This window comes from Caecibacteroides pullorum, from assembly GCF_019239235.1.
Taxonomy (GTDB): Bacteria; Bacteroidota; Bacteroidia; order Bacteroidales; family Bacteroidaceae; genus Bacteroides; species Bacteroides pullorum.
In genome coordinates, this window is the sequence record NZ_JAAZTS010000011.1 from 20,097 (window position 1) to 44,002 (window position 23,906).

Below are 23,906 nucleotides of genomic sequence, written 5' to 3' on the forward strand. Positions count from 1 at the left end.
TTATGTCAGTCAATCGAAAACGTGTTTCGCAAGGTATAGCTTTCGGTTTGTTCCGTTTGCTGAGTCTGAGTGTCGTGTTGGTGCTCTTTGCTATTCTGTTCTTTATTATATATAAAGGTATAGGGGTCATTAGTTGGGACTTCTTGACGACGGCTCCGGCCGACGGTATGACGGCAGGCGGTATCTGGCCGGCCATTGTAGGTACGTTTTATCTCATGGTGGGTAGTGCGCTGTTCGCTTTCCCTGTAGGAGTGATGAGCGGCATTTATATGAATGAGTATGCTCCCAAACGGGGGTGGGTGGTTCGCTTCATCCGGATGATGACCAATAACCTGAGCGGCATCCCGTCCATTGTGTTTGGCTTGTTCGGTATGGCCTTGTTTGTCAACTGGCTCGATTTTGGTGACAGCATCCTGGCCGGTTCGCTCACGTTGGGCCTGCTCAGCTTACCGTTGGTTATCCGTACTACTGAGGAAGCTTTGAAGGCGATACCCGACAGCATGCGTGAGGGAAGCCGGGCCTTGGGCGCCACGAAGTTGCAGACCATCTGGCATGTCATCTTGCCGATGGGTATGCCTAACATCATTACCGGCCTTATTCTGGCTTTGGGGCGTGTGTCGGGCGAGACGGCGCCTATTCTGTTTACTTGTGCCGCTTACTTCCTGCCTCGGTTGCCACAAAGCATTTTTGACCAGTGTATGGCATTGCCCTATCACCTGTATGTGATTTCGACCAGTGGTACGGACATCGATGCCCAGCTGCCCATTGCCTATGGCACGGCCTTGGTGCTCATTGTCATCATCTTGTTTGTTAACCTGTTGGCCAATGCTCTGCGCAAGTATTTTGAGAAGAAAGTAAAATCAAATTAGAAAATGGAAATTTATCGATAATCAAATATCCAAATATATGAAGAATATCATTGAAACCCGTGACGTGAACTTCTGGTATGGCGATTTTCATGCGTTGAAAAATATCAGCATGGATATAGAGGAAAAATCCGTGGTGGCTTTCATCGGCCCGTCGGGATGTGGCAAGTCTACCTTCCTTCGTCTGTTGAACCGGATGAATGACCTGATACCCGATACGCGTCTGACCGGAAGCGTTCAAATCAACGGGCAAGACATCTACGGCAAAGGGGTGAATGTGGATGAGTTGCGTAAGGACGTTGGCATGGTTTTTCAGCGTCCCAACCCGTTTCCCAAGAGTATATTCGAGAATGTAGCCTATGGCCTGCGCGTGAATGGGGTGACCGATACCCAATTCATTCGTCAGCGTGTGGAGGAAAGCTTGCGTGGTGCCGCCTTGTGGGATGAGGTGAAAGACAAGTTGAAAGAGTCGGCGTATGCTCTTTCGGGTGGTCAGCAGCAGCGTTTGTGCATAGCTCGGGCCATGGCAGTATCCCCCTCGGTGCTTCTTATGGACGAACCGGCTTCGGCGCTCGACCCCATCTCGACAACCAAGGTAGAGGAGTTGATACACGAGCTGAAGCACGACTACACCATTGTTATCGTGACTCATAACATGCAGCAGGCCGCCCGTGTAAGCGATAAGACGGCTTTCTTCTACATGGGGCAGATGGTGGAGTATGGCGACACGAAGACCATCTTTATCAGCCCGAAAAAAGAGCAGACGCAGAATTATATCACAGGACGTTTCGGTTAATGGGGATTTTGCTTAACTTTGAGGCAATTTTAAAAACGAATTAGTAACTAAAACAGAATAGTATTATGGTAAAATTCATCGAAAGTGAACTGGTTTTGTTGAAGAAAGAGATAGACGAAATGTGGACGTTGGTTTACAACCAACTGGATCGTGCCGGCGAATCGGTACTTACGCTGGACAAGGAGTTGGCTCAGCAGGTGCTTGTGCATGAACGTCGGGTCAATGCCTTTGAGCTGAAGATAGACAGCGATGTGGAGGACATCATTGCGCTTTATACGCCGGTAGCCATCGATTTACGATTTGTATTGGCCATGCTGAAAATCAATACCAATCTGGAGCGTCTGGGCGATTTTGCCGAGAGCGTTGCCCGCTTTGCTCTCGAAGAGAAAGAGCTGACACTCGATGCCGACCTCGTGAAGCGTCTTCGTCTGCAGGAGATGATCGATCAGGTTCTCTCCATGCTCGAACTGGCAAAGCGTGCTTTGCAGGAAGAAAGCCAGGAGTTGGCTACATCAGTTTTCGCGAAAGACAATGTGCTGGATGAAATCAATGCCAACGCTTCTACCTTGTTGGCAGAATATATCCAGCAACATCCTGAAAGCGCTTTGTCCTGCATCAATTTGGCAAGCGTTTTCCGCAAGTTGGAGCGTGCCGGCGACCACATCACGAACATAGCAGAAGAGATTGTCTTCTTCATCGACGCCAAGGTATTGAAGCATCACGATACGGCAGAAGAGGGATACGGACAAGAGAAGTAGTCAGAGAAGCCTCTTCTTAATAAAGAATAAAGCATTGTTTTCTGCCTCACAAAGCATTGTTTTTCGAGGTGGAAAGCAATGCTTTCTTTTTGCATTTATTCTCCATTCTTTCGTTTCAAGAAATCGGTGGGGTTTTCGCCGAAATATTCTTTGTAGCATTTGGTGAAGTAGGAGGGCGAACTGAAACCTACCTCGTAAGTGATTTCAGCTACCGTCTTTTCGGTGGAAGCCAATAGCGAAGATGCACGTTTCAGGCGTGCGATGCGCAGCAGTTCGTTGGGGGCATGGCCACAGAGTGCCTTCGTTTTGCGATAAAGCTGTACGCGGCTCAAACCTATTTCTTCCCCCAAATCCTCTATGCTTAGGTTAGGATCGGACAGGCGGTCGTTGATGAGGCGATGGAGCTTTTCCATGAAACCTTTATCCAGCTCGGCCACGGGGGCCTTTTGCGTGGGTGCTTTCACGCCGTCCGAGAAGAAATTTTGTAAACGTTGGCGGTTTTCGATGAGGTTGCGCAGGCGGACGGTAAGTAGCTGGGCACTGAAAGGTTTGGATATGTAGGAATCTGCTCCACACTCGTATCCCTTTATCTTCTGTTCGTCTACGGCATAGGCCGTAAGCATCATCACAGGGATATGCGATGTCTGCAATTCCGACTTCAGGCGGCGGCAGCACTCCATGCCGTCCATGACGGGCATCATCACGTCGCAGATGATGGCGTCGGGCACGTACTTCATGGCTTGTTGAACGCCCTCTTGTCCATTGGCAGCCTCAATGACGTTGTATTTTTCCTGAAGGACGGAGCGGACATAGTCGCGTATGTCCTGATTGTCGTCTATTACGAGAATGGTTTCTTTGTCTTCGGGTTTTGTGTCGTGATCGGCCACTTGTATTGTTTCCTGGTCGGCGGCCAGTACGGCGCCTTCTTTCAGGTTGGCTAACATGGCGCTACGAGTAGTGTTACTGTCTAATGCACCTGTTTGATGAGCTGGCATCTCAATGCAGAAGCGGGTACCTTGTCCTTCAGCGCTGTCCACGTGGATGGTGCCTCCGTGCATCTCTACAAATGCTTTCACCAAGGCGAGGCCAATGCCCGATCCTGCATGGTGGACATCTATCTGGTAGAAGCTTTCGAATATGTGCTGTATGTGGTCGGCAGACATGCCTACTCCAGTATCTGTTACTTGCAGGCGCATCCAACGGATATTTTCCTTATTGAAAAATTCGAGACTGACGTGGACGCTTCCGTTTTCGGGAGTAAACTTGAAGGCGTTGGACAGGAGATTGTACAAGATACGTTCTATTTTTTCGGCATCGGCGGTGATGACGCTTTCTTCGTTGTCTTTACCTTCAGGCTCAGGGGTATCGATGCTGAAGCGGATATGCTTTCGATAGGCCAAAGTACGGAAGGCGTCTGTCCATTCGTGTAGCGAGGCAGCCAGATCAAATCGAGAGAGATGCATATCCAGTTTCCCTTCTTCGAATTTGCGGAAGTCGAGTATCTGGTTGACGAGGCGTAGCAGTACAGCTACGTTCTTATGGATAATATTCAGCAGAAAGCGTTCCTGCTCGTTCAGGTTGTGACTTTGCTGAAGTTGGTCGACGGGGTCGGCGATGAGGGTGAGGGGAGTACGGAAGTCGTGGGATACGTTGGTGAAGAAAGCCAGTTTGGCATGCGTAGCCTCTTCTAGTTGCCTCGATAGTATGATGAGTTGGTCACGTTGTTCCTCCAGCTGCTTTTTCTGTTGGGACAGTTCGGCATTCAAGCGGTTTTTGGTCCAAAAAGCACGTACTACGAAGACCAGTAATGCCCCTACCAGCAGGATAATGATGATGCAGGCGTAGAGGAACATGCGTTGGGCGGAATAGCGGAGCAGGAAGGCATCCAACTGGCTGTTGAGCTTCTCGATTTTTCCGTCCAGTGTGGCGATGTGATCCGTTTGCATCTGCATTACGTGGGCGTTTTGTCGGTTGACAGGAGCGGTGGAAAGCAGATTCTCGCGTTGATATTTCTTCCCTTCCAGAATGCTCATGGCTACTTGTATTACGCGGTCGCCTCCCGTGGGATAAATGAAAGTTCCGTCCAATATGCCATTGGCTACCAATTCTACTCCCAAGCCTTTGCCAGGCAAGGCATCTACACCGACGAAGAGCATTTTGTTTGCGCGTCCATGCCGAAGGGCTGCTGTGTGTGCTCCTGCTGCCATGCGATCGTTATGAGCAAATACCAGATCGATTTTCGGCTGACAGGTCAGGATGGAGTCAAATGCTTGTTCTGCTGATTTTTGGAACCACCCGGCATCGGCACTGGCCACTATCTGTATGCCAGGTGTACGAGATAGTACGTCCATCAATCCTCGATGGCGATCGGCTGCAGGTGTGGAACCTTTTAAGCCTGTCAGTTCTACAACGTTGCCTTTGCCTTCCAAACGTGTAGTAATGTAGTGGCCTATCTGTCGGCCCATTTCGTAGTTGTCTGCTCCTACATAAGCAGTATACTGGTCGGAGTTAATCCGTCTGTCAACCAGTACGACCGGGATTCCCTTGGCATATGCTTTTTCTATCACAGGAGTGATGGCTTCTGCTTCGTTGGGAGCTACAACAATCAGATCTACTTTTCGGCGGATAAATCGTTCGATATCTTCTGTTTGTTTCCGATTATCGTCGTTTGCCGAACGGATATCTACTTCCACGCCAGGATAGAAGAGTGCTTCGCGGCGGATTTCCTTGTTCATTTGTGTGCGCCATTCGTCATCACTGCATTGTGACACGCCGATAACGTAACGGTTTTTCTCTTGGCTGCATGAACTAAATAGCAGTAGATAGAGTGTACAAAGGATGGTTACAAGAAAGACAAAATGGCGTTTCATGGATTTTTGTTCTTTGGTTATGGATACAAAGATAGACAAAAATCCATGAAACTATCATCTCTATGCCAGTCTTTCCGTCAGCGATTGAGGTAATACGGGCATAGCTCCTTGTTGCGTACAAACATAAGCCGAAGTTTCTACGGCCAGTTGATGGGCTTCTGCTACTGGATGTCCCTTAAGGATAGCGGCCGTAAAGGCTGCTGTGAAAGAGTCGCCTGCACCTACAGTGTCAGCAACCTGCACCTTAGGAGTTTCTACAAATGATACGTGGCCGGGAGTAAAGACATAACTGCCGTTTACACCACAAGTCAGAATCAGCATTTTCAGATTATATTTGGCCAGCAGAATCCAGCATTTGTCCTGAAGGTCGATACCCGGATAACCGAACATTCGGCTTACGGTAACCAGCTCTTCATCGTTAATCTTCAGTACGTTGCAACGACGAAACGAATCACACAGAATTTCTTTCGTATAAAATCCTTGACGCAGGTTGATGTCAAAAATGCGGAGTGTATCTTCGTTTTCCGGCATTGCGTCGAGAAAATGGTGAATGGTTTCGCGTGATACGATGCTGCGTTGTGCCAATGAACCGAAACAGACTGCGCATGTCTGATGGGCCAGTCCCTCAAGAGCTTGTGTGTAGGGAATGTTGTCCCAAGCTACACCTTCTTTTATGTCATAGCAAGGAACCCCTTCAGCATCCAATTCTACTTGAACCGTTCCTGTGGGATAAGGTACTGTTTCTATCAGTCCGTATAATTGTTTTTCGCGGAAGTTATCCAAAATTTCTGAACCCAGTTTGTCCTGTCCTACGGCACTTACTATGCGGCTTTCCAATCCGAACTGCGATACGTGATAGGCAAAATTGGCTGGTGCTCCACCCAGTTTTTTCCCTTCGGGCAGCACGTCCCAAAGTGCTTCGCCCATTCCGACTACGATTGATTGATTATTCATGGCTATTGTTTTTTTGTGATTTCATTTTCAAAGTGTAGGCAATCAGATAGAGTACGCCGATCGTCATTACAGCGACAGCGCCGCTTTGTCCAACAGCGTCACTGGCCATACCCATCAGCAGCGGGAAGATTGTACCTCCGAAAAGACCCATAATCATCAGTCCCGAAACCTCGTTCTTTTTGTCGGGTACAGCAGTGAGGGCTTGTGCAAAGATGATAGGAAAGACATTGGAGTTGCCGAATCCGATGAGGGCGATGCAGACGTAGATGACATGATGTGCGTCGGACACCAGCAGGCCAGCCATGGCTACCAGCATACACGCTACGCTGATGCCCAGAAAGCGGCGTGCAGACAAATGCTGCAGGATGAACGTGCCCAACAGGCAGCCCGCCGTACGGAAGATGAAGTAGAGGCTCGTGGCAAAACCAGCTTCGTCGAGTGTCAAGCCTACACGCTCCATCAGTAGCTTGGGTGCAGTTGTGTTGGTTCCTACATCGATACCTACGTGGCAGACAATACCCAAAAAACAAAGCAGGATAAACGGTTGTCCTAACAGACGCAGGCAGTCTGCAAAGCCTGATGCCTGATCGGGCTTTTCTTCTTCAATAGGGGTAGATGAGAGCCACAGGATGGCGATGACAGCCACTATCATGTAGACGGGGAACAGCACACGCCAGCCCAATCCGAAAGTAGGCATGGCCTGCGTAGCACCCCACATGGCGATGTAGGGAGCCAGGAACGAAGCGATGGCTTTGACAAACTGCCCGAAAGTAAGCGAACTGGCCAGACGGTCGCCCGAAATAATGTTGCTCAATAGTGGATTGAGCGAAGTTTGCATCAGGGCATTGCCGATACCCAGCAGCGAGAAGGAGCAGAGCATCAGTCCGTAACCATCCCCAAAGAAAGGCAATAGGAGTGACAGAGCTGTTACGAAGAGGCTCAGCAGTACCGTGTTTTTTCGTCCGATACGATTCATCAGCATTCCTGTGGGTACAGAGAAAATGAGAAACCAGAAGAAGACAAGCGACGGAAAAATGTTGGCCTGCGAGTCCGTCAGTCCAAGGTCAGCCTTTACGTAATTGGAAGCGATACCTACCAGGTCGACAAAGCCCATGGCGAAGAAGCAGAGCATGACGGGTATCAGCCTTCCGTATTTCATTTGTTGTTTTGCGGTCATTGTTTTTAAGAATTTAAAGAAGTTTGAGAAGTGATATTCATTCTACCTCCGTCAGTTCCACCACATGACTTTGCATCGGGCGGAAACCAAAGATATCGAGACCGATTTTCATCAGATAGTCACCTGAAAGAATGCGGCCGTTAGATGGAAGTGAAGATTGGGCCTCGGGCATCAGGTTGATTTCCGCTACCTTGTAGTGCTTCGTCGGGTCAAGTCCCTGCAAGCGGACGGGCAGCAGTTTCTCCTGATAACGCGGATAGACATCGTAAGCAAAGAGTACGGCCTTGCGGCTGTCTGTGCTCACGTAGTTCACCGCCATGTGGTTACTTTCGTAAGGCGATACCAGACGGTATTGGTTACCGTCCAGGATGATGGATTGCAGACGCTTCCAGTTGGCTACGGCCGTCTGGCAGTAGAGCAGTTCCTCGGCACTCAGTTCTTTCAGTCCCAGGTCGAAACCCAGCTTACACATCGAAGCCACATCGGTGCGGAACTTGAGGGAAGCTGCCTTGTTCCAGCTCGTCACATGGGCGCACATGGCCTTGGCCGGGAAGAACTGCGAGAAGCCCCATTGGATGTAGATGCGCTCCACAGGATCGGTATTGTCGCTACACCAGAATTCGGTGAAATACTTCAGCGCCTCGTAGTCGCAACGTGCACCGCCGCCCGAGCAGAGCATCATGGGCACGTCGGGATAGTTGTCCTTCACCCGTTTCATCACGTTATAGACGCCGCGGACATGGTCGATGTACAGTTGTCCCTGTTCAGCTTTGAGGTAGGGCGAATAGATGTTGGTGATAGGGCTGTTGCAGTCCCACTTGAAGTAAGCGATGTCAGGATTCTCCTTCAGCAGCTTGTCCACAATGCTGTAGACATAGTCCTGCACGGCCGGGTTGCTCAGGTCGAGCACCAGCTGGTTGCGGTAGTAATACGTCTCGCGATTGGGATAATGGATGGCCCAGTCGGGGTGCTGCTCGAAGAGTTCGCTTTTGGGATTCACCATTTCCGGCTCTATCCATAGTCCGAACTTCACGCCCGCCTCTTTGGCAGCGTCGGTCAGGGCACGGATGCCGCCGGGCAGCTTGTCGTGCGTCACTTCCCAGTCGCCCAGTCCTGCACGGTCGTCTTTGCGCGGATATTTGTTGCCAAACCATCCGTCGTCCAGCAGAAACATGTCTACACCCAGGTCTTTGGCTTCCTTCATCAGTTCGGCCAGGATGTCCTGATCGAAGTCGAAGGCTGTGTTTTCCCAGTTGTTGAGCAGGGTCAGGCGTGTACCTTTGCCGTCCTTCAGCTGATAGTTGCGTGCCCAGGCCTGCAGGTTGCGGCTGCCCTGGCCGGTACCTTCAGTGCTCAGTGTAAAGATGAATTCGGGGGTAGTGAAGACCTCATCGCGATTCAACCGATAGGCCGACGCATACGGATTGATGCCGGGAATGATGCGCAGGTTGCCCACATTGTCCACCTCGAAGGTGAAGCGGAAATTGCCTGTCCACGCCAGTGTGCCCATCAGCACTTCGCCCTGCCGTTCCTGGGCGGGCTGGTCCAGTCCCACGATGAAGAAGGGATGCGTGTGCATGGCGGCGCGGCTGCCCAGCTTGGTGTCGATCACCTTCTTGCCGAAAAGCAGGGGCTGCGTGCTCATCTGCGCTTCCTTGGCCCAGTCGCTGCTGAACTCCGTCAGGTAGTAAGCCGGACGGCTGAAGTAAAGCATGGTCGAGGCATAGGCCGACAAAGTAACGGGCTTCTTCTCCTGATGGCGGATTTCGCTCCACGTCTTGATGACGTTCTCCTTCGGATAGGCCACGTAGTGCAGCGTCACGTCGACGGGATACTTGTCGTCGCGCAGCTGGATGTCGGTCTGCACGCCTCCCTCCACGGGGTGCGAGGAGGAAGAAACGTAGTAGAGCCATGTGGAAGGATTTCCGTCGTTGTGGGTGACGGCCAGGGCGGGTTCGAAGAAGTCTTCGTTGCCCGAACCGCTGTACACCTCCCACCCGCGGCGGCTGACACTGCCGTCCGAGGCGGGGTGTACGCTCCACCCCAGCTCTTTCAGGTCGGACTCGTTCAGCAGCCGTTCACCAAAGTAGCTCTGGTAGAGGCGGCCGTTGTCGCCCACCTGCAGCACCAGGTCGGTGCGGTCAGTGGAAATGCGTATCTGTTTCATGTCACTGGCATTCAGTGTAGTGGTGGCGAGCAGTGCAAGTGCCGCCGTTGCGATGAGGTGTTTCATGGGATATAAGGGCTTTTAGTGTTACAATCCTAACTGATGTACTTTCAGGTTCTTCACTTCGGCCTCACCTCCCTGGGTATAGAAACGCAGAGTGTTGTAGGGCTGGGTGGGGAACACGAGGTTGGTCATGGCGATGCGGCCACCGTCTACGAAGATTTCGACAGAGCACTTGTCTACAAACACATCAAGGTGATATGTCTTGCCTTCGCACAGAGAGAGCGGTGCCCAGGTGCCCAGAGCGAAATCGTTGATGTAGTTCACTGATTCGGTCTTGCGGTGGTCGTCGGTTTCTTTGGCGTGAGGTTCTGCTTTCTCGCCGAAAGCGGTCAGTCCGCTTTGGGTACGATCCATGACGAGACGACCGGCCTTCATGTCGAGGTAGATGTCTACCTTTTCGCCCTTGTCGTTCAGCAGTTGGAAGCCTGTGGCTTGTGCTTTGCCCGGGGTGATGTCCATTTCCAGTTCGCAAGCGCCTTCGGCACCGGTAGCCAGCGGGCTGACCAGATGTTCGTCGGCCAGGGTGAAGTCGTTGACGGGGGTAGTGCCTTTGCGCAGGCCTTCGGTCTCCTTCACGGCATTGGCGGCCATGTAGATTTCACCGTTCTTGGTATAGAGTGAAAGCTCGCGAGGCAGGGCGTTGGCACCGCGGTACTGGCGGATGGGGGTTACGTTGGCATACTGCCAGTTGCTCATCCAGGGAACTGCGATGGTGCGGTCGCCGGTGTTCGAGAAGCAGACAGTAGCGTAGTGGTCCTTACCGAAGTCGAGCCACTTGGTAACGCTCTTGTCCGTGTCGCACTTGAATTCCTTGCCGTCGAATTCACCTACGAAATATTCCGTAGCACTACCGCCGAAGGGGCAGCCGGGGTTGATGTTGACAATCATCACCCACTTCATGTTGTCCTTGTTGCCGTCGACAGGCAGCTGTACGAAGTCGGGACACTCAAACTGGTTGGGTTGTACGCCGTAACCTTCGCCAAACTGGCTGAGGTATTCCCAGTTCTTCATGTCGGTGGACGAGTAGAAACGCATGTTTTTGTCGGCGGAAACAATCATGTACCACTTCTGTGCGGGTTCGTACCAGAAGACTTTCGGGTCGCGGAAGTCCTTCAGTCCGTCGAACGGCGTCAGGATGGGGTTCTTTTCGTATTTGGTATAGGTGCGGCCGTTGTCGTTGCTGTAGGCCATGCACTGTATCTGTCCGTGCTCGTCGCTGGCCGAGGTGTAGAAAGCAATCATGGCGTCCTTGCCGTAGCCGGCGCTGTTGTTCTTGTCGATAACGGAACTACCCGAGAAGATGTGTCCCAGCGTGTCGCGGGCAATAGCCGGATCAAGGTGTTCCCAGTGGATGAGGTCGCGGCTGACGGAGTGTCCCCAGTGCATGTTGCCCCACTTCGATCCGTAGGGGTTGTACTGGAAATACAGGTGATATTCGCCGTCTTTGTAGACCAGACCGTTGGCGTCGTTCATCCAGCCATAGAGCGGCGTGTGGTGATAGACGGGACGGTAATAGTCGGTATTGGTGGTGTCGAAGGTGTCGGCCAGGCGGATGCTGTCCCAGCAGATGGCGTTAGCAGCCACACGACCGATGGTCACCGTGGCTTCCTTCGCTCCCTGCGGCAGGGCGAAGGGCACGTAATATTCTACGCTATCGACTGCCAGACGTACGTCCATGGCCATGTCGGCGGGGCTGCCCGTGATGAGTTTCACCTTGCCTTCGTTGCAAGACTCCTGGATGGGGAGGATGAGGTATCGGGTTGGGTTTGTGATGTGAACGATGGTGAGCGTGTCGCCTTGGTGTTCCAGGCGGATGCCGTTGCTCTGCGGCTGGCAGGCTGTCAGTGCGGCAGCTGTTGCCAAAGTCATTGTCAGGTGATTGAAAATCCTTTTCATGGTTCTATTGTTTTTGAGCGTTTAAATGTACAGATTATTTTTGAATTAGCCTCACCGGTGTGGCGGGTTTCCGCAGGGCTTCGGCGACGAGCCTCACCGGTGCGGCGGGTCTCCGACGGGCTTCGGCAGTGTGCCTCACCGGTGTGGCGGGTCTCCGACGGGCTTCGGCGACGAGCCTCACCGGTGCGGCGGGTCTCCGACGGGCTTCGCCGTTGAGCCTCACCGGTGTGGCAGGTTTCCGCAGGGCTTCGGCGTCGTGCCTCACCGGTGTGGCCGGCCGGGAGGATCAGAATTTCAGGCTGGCGCTGAATTCGACGGTGAACGGACGGATGTAGCTACCCGCCATGACGTGTCCGGCATACTGTCCGGCGTCTTCCTTTTCGATCAGTTCGGCACCGGCGATGCTGCCTTTGGCGCCTGTCTGGTTCAGGAAGTTCACGACGGTGCAGCCCAGGGCAAGTTTCTTGTTCACCTGCCAGTTCAGTCCGCCGAAGGTCTCCCAGCGGCCGTTGAAGTAGTAGGCGTCGTTGATGTTGGCGTAGGTCTTGCTGAAGTAGCGGAAGCTGGTCCAGATCTTCAGGTCCTTGGTGATCATGTAGCTGGGGTCTATTTCGACGATGACCTGCGGGATTTCGGCTACGATGTTGCCCGTGGCGTTGATTTCGCCCACGTATCCGTCGGAGAAGGTGACAGAGGTCTCATACTTCTTGTAAGTCGGCTTCTGGTAGGTGAAGAGGAAGTGCAGGTCGAATCCCTTGAAGGGGCGGGTAACGACGTCGGTGGTCCAACCCAGCGTCTGGATGTCGTAGGTCAGCGGGGCGGCCATGATTTCCGTCTGTCCGGCAGCGGTCTTGTGCTGCAGGTTCAGGGTAGAGTTGTTGTTCGTCTTCGAGATATAGGAGAAGAGCGAGGTCAGACTCAACCATTCGTTGTTGTAGTAGATTCCGGCACGTCCCAGGGGTACGGAGATCTTGTCCGTGTTGGGCAGGGTGGCAGGAGCGAAGTTTTCGATTTTCGGATGCTGGGTGATGTAGGTGAAGTCGCCGGTGAAGCCGAATGACTTGGTCAGCTTGTAGGTGGCGGCAGCGGTCAGAGCGTAGTTCAGCCAGTCGTAGCTCATTGCAGTGGGGGCAATCTGAGTACCGTCGGGAGCCGTAGCACCCAAGTAGTAGTTGGCAAAGCGGCCTACGTATTCGCCGTTGGCGTTCTTTACGGCTGCGTTGTCGCCGCGCAGGGCTTGGTATTCCAGGCGGGCACCGTAGTAGAGGTTCAGCTTGTCGGTTACGTCCCAGTCGTGGGTGAAGTAGAGGGCCAGCTTGTTCTCGTGTCCCTTGTAGTATTCCGAAGCGTTCTTGTTGAAGTCATAGTAGTATCCGTTCCCGGCGTAGGTGCGTCCGGCATAGGTGGCGTAGTCTGCGTTGTAGAGGCGCACGGGGTAACTGCCGTCGGTGGGAACGGACTGGTCGTACATGGTGGTGGCCGATGCGTAGTCGATATCATAGTACCATTCGTTCAGGCCAAGGCGCCAGGTGCTGTTGCCTGTGTGGCGTGACAGTTCGGTGGTGAACATGAACGAATCGATAAATCCGCGGTTGAGGCACGACATGCGGCTCTGCACGTATTCGCCCGTGTAGGGCTTCATGCTGCCGTCAGCGGCTTCGTAGAGATAGTTGATGCCGGCTTCATTCTGGTCGAGCGACATCGGGGTCTGGTAAACGCACGAGCCGGTGGAGTGGTCATATTTCATGATGGTGCGCCAGTTCAGTCCGTTGTCCCAAGTGTAGTTGTTCATCAGGGTGAACTCGCTGCCCTTGTTCTGCACGGCGTCGTAGAGGTTAGTCTTCTTTACTTCGCCCGTGCGCATGTCGCGATACATCATTTCGTTGTCCATTGGCAGGTAGGAAGTAGTTCCGAGGGCGAACTGGCCGAACTCTTTCACGCTTCCGTCGCCCACGTAGACGAACGGGGCTGATTGTGTGGCATACATGTAGACTGGATGGCTGTTGCTGTAGTGATAGATGGCGGTCAGTTCGCCACGGTTATCGTTGTATTTCTTCGTCAGGGCGAATTTATAGATCTGCGTGCGGTCCTGGAAGGGAGTCGATTTGATTTTGAACGTTCCCGGGTCGAAGTCCTGGTAGATGCTTCCGCTGTAATACCAGTCACGGGCGATGTCGCCGTTCACGTTGAGCGAGAACTCCTGCATGCCGAAGTGGTTGCTCTTGTAGTTCAGGGTGCCGTGAAAGCCTTTCTGCCCCAGCTGGGTGAAGGAGTTGACGGCGTATCCGATGTTTCCGGTAGTGATGGCTGTCTCCGAAATTTTCAGCAGTCCCACGTGGTTCAGGCTGGCGTCGGCACGCCAAAGGGAGTTGACTGAATGAGGATTGGTAGCGTAAGTGACGGGGATGCCGTTTTCCAATACATTGACGTCGGCCGAGGGTAGTCCGATCTGGATTTCACGTGGACCGTTGGCACTGGCGGCGTTCAGCATCACGTTACGGTTTTCCTCCTCTTTACTGGAGCTTTCCGTTTGTGGCTGTTCCGATGATTTCTTTTCTTCTTGTGCGAAAATGTTTCCACAAGTCAATCCGAGCAACAAAAAAGCTGCTGCGGCGCGATAGCATACTGCATGTCTTTTCATACCTGTTTTCATGGTACGTTATTTAATAAGTTAATAATTGAAGTTTCGCTTTTCGGTCATCGGGCGTTTTGCCTGAAGGCCTGTGCAAATGTATGCAGTCGTTCGCAGGAAGGATAAAAAAAATGTTTCATTCCCTGTCATCAGGGTTACATGAAACATTTTTGATAAGGAATGTAACAAAATGGATAGACGTCAGCTTCAGCGACTTAAACGTCAGCTTGGGTTCGCTAACCCTCAGCTTGACGTTTTCCGTGTGGAGGCCGGTTGGCTCAGGGCTTGTAGACTTTTCCGTCCGACGTGATGTTGCGGTAGGTGATGCCGGTAGCGTCGTCCGTGACCATCAGTGGCCGGCCGTCGGGCTGCTCGTAGTGGAAGTGTACATTGTCCAGCCGGATGTTGCGGGCATGGCGGATGTAGAAGCCTTTGGCAGGAACGGTGCCGAATATCCATGGTTCGGGATATACTTTCTCTTGTTCGGGCGGCGTACGCTGTCCGTCGGCTTCGGTGTAGCCGCCTTGGTGATAAATATGGATGTTGCTCAGGCTGACATCTTCAATGATGGCTCCGGGTATGCCGCTGATGATGGACGAATAGCGCGAGTCGGCGTTGAACACGTTGACGTTGCTGATGAGGATGCGCTTCATGCTGCCCACGGGTGTCCCCTCAGGACTGCGCATACGTGCGCCTAGGCGAAGGAAGATGGGGGAGTTGACGATGTCGCGCATGGTGATGTTGCTGATAACAATGTCTTCCAGGCGTCCGCCATCCACTGTTTCGAGTGCCAGACCGCGGCAACGCTCAAAGATGCAGTTGGTGATGGCGATGTTCTTGAATCCGCCGCTCGACTCGGTGCCCAGTTTGATGCGTCCTGTCACAAAACCATGGTCGGGGGCTTGCGGCTCGTCGCGTTGCCATGTGCAGTCCAGCACACTGCCGCGGTCGTATCCGCTGACCAAACAGTCGGAGATGGTGACGTCTTCCGTGTCTTTGAAGTAGCCTAAAGCGTAAGACGATTTCAGGACGATGGCATCATCCCACGGGCTGTTGACTGTGCACTGGCTGATGCGTACGTTCTTACAACAGTCTATGTCGAATCCGTCGCGGTTGGTGTCCACCTTCAGGTTCAGGATGGTCAGGTTGTCCACACCCGTGGCCAGCAGACCGAAGTGGCCGCAGCGCAGCATGGAGAAATCTTTCAGCGTGACGTTCTTGCAGAGCTTCAGGCTGATGGCCTTGTTGCCTACGCCTGGCAGTCGGCTTTCTTCTCGTGTCAGCCCGTGACCGTCAATCAGTCCCGGGCCGCTGATGGTGATGTCTTCCAGTCCGATGCCCCAGATGAGCGAGTTCTTCCAGTGGCTGTGGCCGAAATCCTGGTAGCGGTTGTGTTCGTTGGCTTCCGCTTCGTCATAGCCATCGGTAGCGGAAGGGAAGGCGGCTGTAATCACGGTGCCTTGTTCCATCAGCAGATGGACGTGGCTGGCCAGTCGGATGGAGTAGCAGGCATAGTTGCCAGCGGGCAAGTAGACGGTACCTCCGCCATTGGCGGCTGCTTCCTGGATGGCACGGTTGATAGCGGGGCTGTCTATAGTCTTTCCGTCGGCTTTGGCACCGTAGTCTTTTACATTATATACGTCGGCTTGGATTGCTGCCGTGCAGAGGCAGAGCAGCAGGAACAATATCTTTTTCATTATTGTAGGGGCATTAAGGTAAATCGTTTCAAGTAAGAGGCATTTCCGTACATGGTGTGCTCGTCGGACAGATTCCAGAAACCGTCTTTCGAAGTGGGGTTGGCATCCCAGTCGATTACAGCCCAGCAGAGACCTATTTCATTGCCTTCTTTGAGGACGGTTGGACGGGAGAATTCCGGCCCGTCGGCATCGGCATGGTCGAAGGGAGTGATGTAGAACTCCAGCGTCAGTTTGCCGGCTTCGCCTTCACGAAAGTCATAGTGGTAGGCGTAGTCGGCGTAGGGTTTCTGCTTCAGCCACACTTGTGGTCCCCAAAGCATGCACCAGTCGCGTCCGTGGGGTGGTGTGAAGATGTGGTAGTTCTGTGCGTGGCAGCCATGAAACTTGAACCAGGCCTGCCAGACATCTTTAGGAGCAGTTGGGTGGAAGCGGTCGATGAACGGGCCTCCTGAGCAGTCACCGTCCACTACTACTTCGAAAATGTCCGTATTCAGCGAGTTTTCATTGAAGCGCCAGTAGTTGTCCCAGGCTTCGTAGAGAAAATACAATTTCTGGGTTTCGGCACACCAACCTACCTTTACGCTGATCTGCAAGGTTTCGGTGTTTGGAGCGGCATGCTTACCTTCGTCTTCTTTCATTGCGGCTTCAGTTATGGTATAGCTGTCGGGTACACAGGACCAGTCGCGGGTATCACCGTCCAGGACGGGGACTTCATCGGCTGCAAACTGGTAGACTTTGTAATCCTGCGCGTTGGCTGGCAGATACGTCAGCAGCAGGAACAGGGAAAGATACAAATGTTTCATCATGGGTTGTTTTTGATTTCTTTGTCAAAAAGGGCTGGTAGCATAAAGCGGTTATAGTCGGCTTTGGCGTTTTGTTTGTACAGGCAAAAGTAGAGAGTCTCTCCTTCTTGCCAGGTGCGTAGGGCAGCGATTACGGGAGCATCTGTCTTTTTGCCTGAACGGTAGAGTGTCAGGGGATTGTTCTGCTGATGGGCATCGCAGAGGATGGGTTCGGGACCGTCGGGCATCACACCGTGTACAGTTCTCAGTCTCATCACCTCACCGTAGTAGACGGTAAATGCATTTCCTTCGGTACAGAACACATTGTCGTGACAGGCGTCTGTGGGGATTGCATCGTTTTGTTCCGTCTTTACAACTTTGTCATCACAAGCACCGAAAGCCCAGCACAGGCGAGCGTCAGATGGTAGATTTTCGGCTGTGGCCTTCAGAATGATTCCTTGTGTGTCGGTCAGTGAACAGATGGTTAGTTCTACTTTACCTCCTTTCCACAGTTTGTCTTTTACCGTGTAATGTTTTCCTTTGTTTTTCACTTTGCATTGGTCTAGCCATCGGCTTTCCTCACCGCAGACCACTCCCAACCGTAAGGTTCCTGCTCCTTCTGGAAGTTGCAGAGGGGGGAGGGTTTGAGCTTGGATGGTTGCTGTCCATAAAAATAGTAGCAGCAGTAACAGTTTGTTTTTCATTGTAGGTCTAATCTTGATTATTTATGCGGCTAAGTTACGTCCTTCCGAGGTTTGAGCAAATGGAAATAAGTACAATAGGATGGAATATTGTATAAAGAAAAAGCGGAAGGCATCGCTGCCTCCCGCTTTTCTCCTTGTTTAAGTTGTATGTTGTAACTATGGCTTGTTTATTTCGCATCATACAATTCCTTGAGCCATCATGGCATTTGCCACTTTCATGAAACCGGCAATGTTGGCACCCTTTACATAATTTACGTATCCGTCGGGTTCCGTGCCATACTTCACGCAGTTTTCGTGGATGTTTTCCATGATGTAATGCAGTTTTGCATCTACCTCTTCAGCACTCCATGACAGGCGTTCAGAGTTCTGAGTCATTTCGAGACCCGATACCGATACACCACCTGCATTGGCAGCCTTACCCGGAGCGTAGAGGATCTTGGCTTCTTGGAAAACGCGGATTGCTTCCGGTGTAGAAGGCATGTTGGCTCCTTCGGATACTGCAATCACACCATTGGCGATCAACTTCTTGGCATCGTCTCCGTTGATTTCATTCTGCGTGGCAGATGGAAGTGCAATATCAGCTTTCTCACCCCAAGGACGAGCTCCTTCTACGTATTTCACGCCAGGATATTGTTCTGCATATTCACGGATACGACCACGGTACAGATTTTTCAGTTCCATGATGTAGTCCAGTTTTTCGCGGTCGATACCTTCGGGGTCGTAAACGTAACCGTCGGAGTCGGACATGGTCAATACCTTACCGCCCAGTTGCAATACCTTTTCAGCTGTATATTGGGCTACGTTACCTGATCCTGAGATAAGTACTGTCTTACCTTTCAGATCCATTCCTTTGGTCTTCAGCATTTCCATCAGGAAGTATACATTACCATAACCCGTAGCTTCGGGACGGATTAGTGAACCACCAAATTCACGGCCTTTACCGGTCAACACGCCACTGAATTCGCGGGTCAGCTTCTTATACATGCCGAACATAAAACCAACCTCACGGCCACCTACACCTATATCACCAGCAGGTACATCTACATCCGGACCAATGTGGCGCCACAGTTCCAGCATGAAAGCCTGGCAGAAACGCATCACTTCAGCATTGCTCTTGCCACGCGGAGAGAAATCTGAACCACCTTTTCCACCACCCATCGGAAGGGTAGTCAGTGAGTTTTTGAAAGTCTGCTCGAAAGCCAGGAACTTCAGAATGCCCAGGTTTACAGATGAGTGGAAACGGATACCACCTTTGTACGGGCCGATGGCATTGTTATGTTGTACACGGTAGCCCATATTGGTTTGTACGTTGCCTTTATCATCAACCCAAGTGACGCGGAACTGGTATACACGATCAGGAATACACAGACGTTCAATCAGGTTAGCTTTCTCGAATTCGGGGTGTTTGTTGTACTCTTCTTCGATTGTACCTAATACCTCTTCTACGGCTTGATGATACTCAGGTTCATTGGGAAACCGTCTTTTTAAATCTTCTAATACCTTAGCTGCATTCATAATCTTTGTTTTATTAGTTGTTTTATTACTTGCGGTTGCAAATGTATATATAAAAATGATAAGTGCAAACAATTTATAAATAAAAAGCGAGATAAAACGTCATTTTTTTTGTTTTATCTCGCTTTTAGTAGAAAAACGATATGTTTTTACCGCTTCTTCAGTGACTGGATGACAGGAATGAACACCAATGCTGCCGAAATGAGTATCATTAGGATGACAGGACCGTCAATTCGTTCGCTGTATACTAATACATAGTAGCAAAGTAACGCCCAAAGAAGCGTGATGCAAACTATTTGTGATTTAGAAAGCGGTTTTCTCATTGTTTCGCTTTCTTTTTGTCGACAATGGCGTCGATGACAGCCACGGCAGTAATGTTCACAATGTCACGTACCGAACTTTCGAAGTCTGTAAAGTGGATAGGCTTGTTCAGACCCATTTGTATCGGACCGATGAGTTCGGCGTCTGTATCCATTGCCTGCAGTAGTTTGTATGCTGAATTGGCTGAACTCAAGTTGGGGAATACCAACGTATTGACATCCTTGCCAAAAAGACGGGTAAAAGGATACTTTTTGTCACGCATTTCGCGATTCATGGCAAAGTTCACCTGCATTTCGCCATCGATAGCCAGTTCGGGATAGTGCTGTTGCATGTAGTCTACGGCCTCGTGTACCTTGACAGGACTTCCTTCCGTGTCGGCACCGAAGTTGGAGTAGCTCAGCATGGCCATCACCGGAGTATGGTTGAAGAAACGTACAGTGTGTTCCGACAACTTGGCGATGTCAATCAGCGTATCCGTGTCGGGATGACGGTTGATGAGCGTGTCGGCCAGGAAGTAGGTACCCTTCTTGGAATTGAGGATGTGCATGGTACCGAAATGTTTGTATTCGGGACGGATGCCGATTACTTCCTTAGCTACCTTGATGGTGTTGCTGTATTTGGTGTAGAGTCCGGTGATGAAAGCATCTGCCTCACCTGTCTCGACCATCATCATGCCGAAGTAGTTGCGTTCGAACATTTTATCGTTAGCTTCCTCGTAGGTCGCACCTTCGCGGGCACGCTTTTCAGACAGGATGCGGGCATAACGTTCACGGCGCGGAGCTTCATCGGGGTGACGCAGGTTGACAATTTCAATACCTTCTAGGCTGAGATCCAGTTCCTTGGCCAGTTTCATGATGGCTTCGTCATTGCCCAGCAGAATAGGATGACAGATACCTTCGGCTTTAGCTTCAACAGCAGCTTTCAACATATTGGGGTGGATACCTTCTGCAAAAACTACGCGTTGTGGATTGCGGCGTGCCGTGTCGTAGAGCTGGCGGGTGAGTTTGCTTTCGTAACCCATCAGTTCACGCAACTGTAGGCAGTAGGCATCCCAGTCTTCGATATTCTTGCGGGCTACTCCACTCTCCATGGCGGCACGGGCCACGGCGCACGACACTTCTGTAATGAGACGTGGGTCGACGGGTTTCGGGATGAAGTATTCGGGACCAAAAGTGAAATTATTCACATGGTAGGCTTCGTTTACTACGTCGGGTACGGGTTGCTTGGCCAGGTCGGCAATAGCGTGTACGGCAGCAATTTTCATTTCTTCGTTGATAGCACTGGCGTGTGTGTCCAATGCACCACGGAAAATGTAGGGGAAGCCGATGACGTTGTTGATCTGGTTGGGATAGTCTGAGCGGCCAGTCGACATCAGCACATCAGGCCGGGCAGCCATAGCGTCTTCGTAAGAGATTTCCGGTGTGGGGTTGGCCAGGGCGAAGACGATAGGATGGTCTGCCATCGAGCGTACCATGTCCTGTGTTAGCACATTGCCTTTGGACAAACCGAGGAAAACGTCGGCTCCTTTAATGGCTTCTTCCAGTGTGTGTACATCGCGGCGGTCCGTAGCAAAGAAGCGTTTTTGTTCAGTCAGATTTTCACGATCGCTTGTAATGACTCCTTTGCTGTCCAGCATCAGGATGTTTTCGCGGCGGGCGCCTAACGAAACATACAGTTTGGTGCACGAAATGGCTGATGCTCCGGCACCGTTTACTACGATGCGTACGTCTTCAATCCGTTTGCCAGCTACTTCGAGTGCATTCAACAGTCCTGCACTTGAGATGATGGCTGTTCCGTGCTGGTCATCATGCATTACGGGAATATCCAATTCTTCTTTCAGTCGGCGTTCTATTTCGAAGCATTCAGGTGCCTTGATATCTTCCAGATTGATTCCTCCAAAAGTAGGGGCAATAGCCTTTACGGCTTGGATGAATTTCTCGGGGTCCTTTTCATTTACTTCGATGTCGAATACATCAATACCTGCATAGATTTTGAAGAGCAATCCTTTGCCTTCCATTACGGGTTTACCGCTCAGGGCGCCGATGTCTCCCAGCCCGAGTACGGCAGTACCGTTAGAAATAACGGCTACCAGATTTCCTTTGGCTGTGTATTTGTAGGCATCCTGCGGATTTTTCTCTATTTCCAGACAGGGTTCGGCTACGCCGGGTGAATAAGCCAGCGAGAGGTCGGTTTGTGTGGTATAAGGCTTGGTGGGCACCACTTCAATTTTTCCCGGTTTGCCCATTGAATGATAGAGCAAAGCGGCTTCTTTCGTAATCTTTCCCATATTCGTTTTTAGTATTTGTTCTATGATTCTATGCGTTTAATGCTTGCTCGATGTCAGCAATAATATCTTCGGCATTTTCGATACCGACAGAAAATCGGATAAGGTCTGGACGTACACCGGCTTCCATCAGTTGCTCGTCTGTTAATTGACGGTGTGTATGACTGGCTGGATGGAGTACGCAGGTGCGGGCGTCGGCTACATGGGTAACGATGGCTGCCAATTTTAGTGAGTCCATAAATTTGATAGCAACGTCGCGTCCGCCTTTTAATCCAAAAGTTACCACACCACATGATCCGTTTGGCATGTATTTTTGTGCCAGTGAATAATATTTATCACCTGGTAGGCCGCTGTAGTTTACCCACGCTACTTTGTTATTCTTAGACAGGTATTCGGCTACGGCTTGCGCATTTTTGCAATGTTGTGGCATGCGCAGGTGCAGTGTTTCCAGTCCGAGGTTTAGCAGAAAGGCGTTCTGCGGTGATTGGATGCTGCCTAAATCACGCATTAATTGGGCTGTAGCTTTGGTTATGTAGGCCATTTTACCGAAAGCTTTTGTATAGGTCAGTCCATGGTATGATTCATCAGGAGTGCAGAGACCGGGGAATTTGTCGGCATGGGCATCCCAGTCGAAGTTACCGCTGTCTACGATACATCCGCCTACGCTTGTGGCATGTCCGTCCATGTACTTCGTTGTGGAGTGTACTACGATGTCGGCTCCCCATTCAAACGGACGGCAATTAATAGGGGTAGGGAAGGTGTTGTCTACAATCAGAGGAACTCCATGTTTATGAGCAATGCGGGCAAACTTTTCGATGTCAAGAACCTCGAGTGTGGGATTCGAAATGGTTTCGCCAAACAGTGCCTTGGTGTTGGGGCGGAAAGCGGCAGAGATCTCTTCTTCCGATGCATCGGGATTGATGAAAGTCACGTCAATGCCCAGCTTTTTCATTGTTACACCGAAAAGATTGAATGTCCCACCATAAATACATGATGAGCATACAAAGTGGTCGCCTGCCTGGCAAATGTTGAAGACGGCATAGAAGTTGGCAGCTTGTCCACTTGAAGTCAGCATGGCAGCTACGCCACCTTCCAATGCTGCGATTTTAGCAGCTACTGCATCATTTGTAGGGTTCTGAAGGCGGGTATAAAAGTATCCGCTGTCTTCCAGGTCGAAGAGGCGAGCCATCTGTTCGCTGGTATCGTATTTGAAAGTTGTACTCTGATAGATGGGGAGTACGCGGGGTTCTCCTTTTTTGGGAGACCAGCCGGCCTGTACGCACAGGGTTTCGGGTTTGAATCGCTTGGTCATAATCGAATAATTGTATAGTTTTGGGTTATTTATATGCACTTATTTCTCGCAAAAGTACGGAAAATACTGTAAATTTGTCGGCTGAAACCGGATTTTTAGTGGATTTAATAGAATGAGACATATTTTACTTCCTTTGATATTGGCCCTATTCACCCTTTCTGCAGTGGCCCAGCAGACCACCGATACTCCTCGCAGAGGCGAGGGAATCTCTTCATTTTTGCAGCGTAATCATCGTTCCGGACAGGCTTATTACCGTGAATTCCTGCGGCTGAATGAAAAGAAACTGAAAGGCAAGAAAGAACTGATATTGGGAGTACGTTATGTGCTTCCTCCGTTGAAAGAGGGAGGAAAACAGTCTGTTACTGCTAAAAAGCGGCAAATTAAGGAACCCTTGTTCGGCAAGAAACTTTCGCATGTCGATGTGACGGGCAGTAGCTTGGACGGTGCTTGCTTTTACATTGTCAGTGGACATGGTGGTCCCGATCCAGGGGCTATAGGGCGTCTGAATGGCCATGAGTTGCATGAAGATGAGTATGCCTATGATGTAGCCCTGCGCTTGGCGCGTAATCTGATGCAGGAAGGTGCCGAAGTACATATTATCATCCAAGATAAGAAAGACGGTATCCGTAATGATAATTATCTGAAGAATAGCAAACGGGAGACATGTATGGGCGATCCTATTCCACTCAATCAAGTCGAACGTCTGAAACAGCGTTGTGTGAAAATCAATGAACTCTATCGCAAAGACCGACAGAAATACAAGTATTGTCGTTCGGTATTTCTCCATGTGGATAGCCGTAGTAAGCGGGCTCAGACCGATGTATTTTTTTATCATGCTCCAGGTAGCAAATATGGCGAGCAATTGGCTCGCGGCATGAAGAATACGTTCGAGCGTAAGTATGACCGCCATCAACCCAATCGTGGTTTCGAAGGGACGGTGAGCAGTCGTAATCTCTATGTATTGCTTAATTCTACTCCTCCTGCATTATTTGTAGAGTTGGGAAATATTCAGAATAGCTTTGACCAGCGCCGTTTTGTCATCAGTGACAACCGTCAGGCACTGGCCAATTGGATGCGTGAGGGATTGATTGCTGATTTTAAGAAATGCAAATGAT

At 51.0% G+C, this 23,906-nt stretch carries 17 protein-coding genes; 4 read left to right on the top strand and 13 right to left on the bottom strand.

What is annotated here, in order from left to right; all coding sequences use genetic code 11:
- Window positions 1-2 precede the first annotated feature (2 nt).
- The 3 genes from pstA to phoU all read left to right on the top strand — a co-directional run bounded on the left by pstA (window position 3) and on the right by phoU (window position 2,420).
- Window positions 3-869, top strand: a complete 867-nt coding sequence (gene pstA / locus HF894_RS08915) for a phosphate ABC transporter permease PstA (protein ID WP_021846520.1) — start codon at window positions 3-5, stop codon at window positions 867-869.
- A gap of 37 nt (window positions 870-906) precedes the next feature.
- A complete protein-coding gene (gene pstB, locus HF894_RS08920) occupies window positions 907-1,662 on the top strand; it encodes a phosphate ABC transporter ATP-binding protein PstB (RefSeq protein WP_021846521.1) in 756 nt (251 codons plus the stop codon).
- A gap of 65 nt (window positions 1,663-1,727) precedes the next feature.
- Window positions 1,728-2,420 (top strand): phosphate signaling complex protein PhoU, encoded by a 693-nt coding sequence (phoU, locus tag HF894_RS08925; protein ID WP_021846522.1) that lies wholly within the window; start codon window positions 1,728-1,730, stop codon window positions 2,418-2,420.
- A gap of 95 nt (window positions 2,421-2,515) precedes the next feature.
- Here phoU and HF894_RS08930 read toward each other — a convergent pair whose 3' ends face one another.
- The 13 genes from HF894_RS08930 to HF894_RS08990 form a co-directional block, all read right to left on the bottom strand.
- Window positions 2,516-5,290: a hybrid sensor histidine kinase/response regulator transcription factor gene (locus HF894_RS08930; protein ID WP_204971690.1), complete on the bottom strand. Its 2,775-nt coding sequence runs from the start codon at window positions 5,288-5,290 to the stop codon at window positions 2,516-2,518.
- 60 nt (window positions 5,291-5,350) lie between these two features.
- Window positions 5,351-6,244: a carbohydrate kinase family protein gene (locus HF894_RS08935; RefSeq protein ID WP_204971691.1), complete on the bottom strand. Its 894-nt coding sequence runs from the start codon at window positions 6,242-6,244 to the stop codon at window positions 5,351-5,353.
- Window positions 6,237-7,421, bottom strand: coding sequence for an MFS transporter (locus tag HF894_RS08940; RefSeq protein ID WP_021846525.1), 1,185 nt, complete (start codon window positions 7,419-7,421; stop codon window positions 6,237-6,239). The genes HF894_RS08935 and HF894_RS08940 overlap by 8 nt, the downstream gene beginning before the upstream one ends.
- A 37-nt stretch (window positions 7,422-7,458) precedes the next feature.
- Window positions 7,459-9,654, bottom strand: coding sequence for an alpha-galactosidase (locus HF894_RS08945; RefSeq protein ID WP_204971692.1), 2,196 nt, complete (start codon window positions 9,652-9,654; stop codon window positions 7,459-7,461).
- A 21-nt stretch (window positions 9,655-9,675) separates the two neighbouring features.
- Entirely contained in the window at window positions 9,676-11,547 is a 1,872-nt protein-coding gene (locus HF894_RS08950; RefSeq protein ID WP_204971693.1) for a DUF4980 domain-containing protein, read from the bottom strand.
- Between the two features lie 286 nt (window positions 11,548-11,833).
- Complete coding sequence (locus tag HF894_RS08955) at window positions 11,834-14,188, bottom strand: TonB-dependent receptor (RefSeq protein ID WP_394369838.1); 2,355 nt, start codon at window positions 14,186-14,188, stop codon at window positions 11,834-11,836.
- 269 nt (window positions 14,189-14,457) lie between these two features.
- On the bottom strand, window positions 14,458-15,876 hold the full coding sequence (locus tag HF894_RS08960; protein WP_204971695.1) for a rhamnogalacturonidase: 1,419 nt from the start codon (window positions 15,874-15,876) through the stop codon (window positions 14,458-14,460).
- Window positions 15,876-16,679: a hypothetical protein gene (locus HF894_RS08965; protein WP_204971804.1), complete on the bottom strand. Its 804-nt coding sequence runs from the start codon at window positions 16,677-16,679 to the stop codon at window positions 15,876-15,878. Before HF894_RS08965 ends, HF894_RS08960 begins: the two co-directional genes overlap by 1 nt.
- Complete coding sequence (locus HF894_RS08970; protein WP_204971696.1) at window positions 16,679-17,362, bottom strand: DUF4450 domain-containing protein; 684 nt, start codon at window positions 17,360-17,362, stop codon at window positions 16,679-16,681. The genes HF894_RS08965 and HF894_RS08970 overlap by 1 nt, the downstream gene beginning before the upstream one ends.
- Before the next feature lie 177 nt (window positions 17,363-17,539).
- Entirely contained in the window at window positions 17,540-18,877 is a 1,338-nt protein-coding gene (locus HF894_RS08975) for an NADP-specific glutamate dehydrogenase (RefSeq protein WP_204971697.1), read from the bottom strand.
- Window positions 18,878-19,023: 146 nt separating this feature from the next.
- Window positions 19,024-19,197 carry a hypothetical protein gene (locus tag HF894_RS08980; protein WP_111936063.1) on the bottom strand — a complete coding sequence of 58 codons (174 nt, stop codon included), beginning with the start codon at window positions 19,195-19,197 and terminating at the stop codon, window positions 19,024-19,026.
- The gene (locus HF894_RS08985; protein WP_075317812.1) at window positions 19,194-21,482 is read right to left on the bottom strand and encodes an NADP-dependent malic enzyme; all 2,289 of its coding nucleotides are present in this window, start codon (window positions 21,480-21,482) and stop codon (window positions 19,194-19,196) included. The genes HF894_RS08980 and HF894_RS08985 overlap by 4 nt, the downstream gene beginning before the upstream one ends.
- Window positions 21,483-21,510: 28 nt before the next feature.
- Complete coding sequence (locus tag HF894_RS08990) at window positions 21,511-22,791, bottom strand: O-acetylhomoserine aminocarboxypropyltransferase/cysteine synthase family protein (RefSeq protein ID WP_204968936.1); 1,281 nt, start codon at window positions 22,789-22,791, stop codon at window positions 21,511-21,513.
- A gap of 112 nt (window positions 22,792-22,903) precedes the next feature.
- On the opposite strand from HF894_RS08990, the gene HF894_RS08995 reads away from it, so the two are divergent.
- Window positions 22,904-23,905, top strand: coding sequence for an N-acetylmuramoyl-L-alanine amidase family protein (locus tag HF894_RS08995; RefSeq protein ID WP_204968935.1), 1,002 nt, complete (start codon window positions 22,904-22,906; stop codon window positions 23,903-23,905).
- Window position 23,906 lies beyond the last annotated feature (1 nt).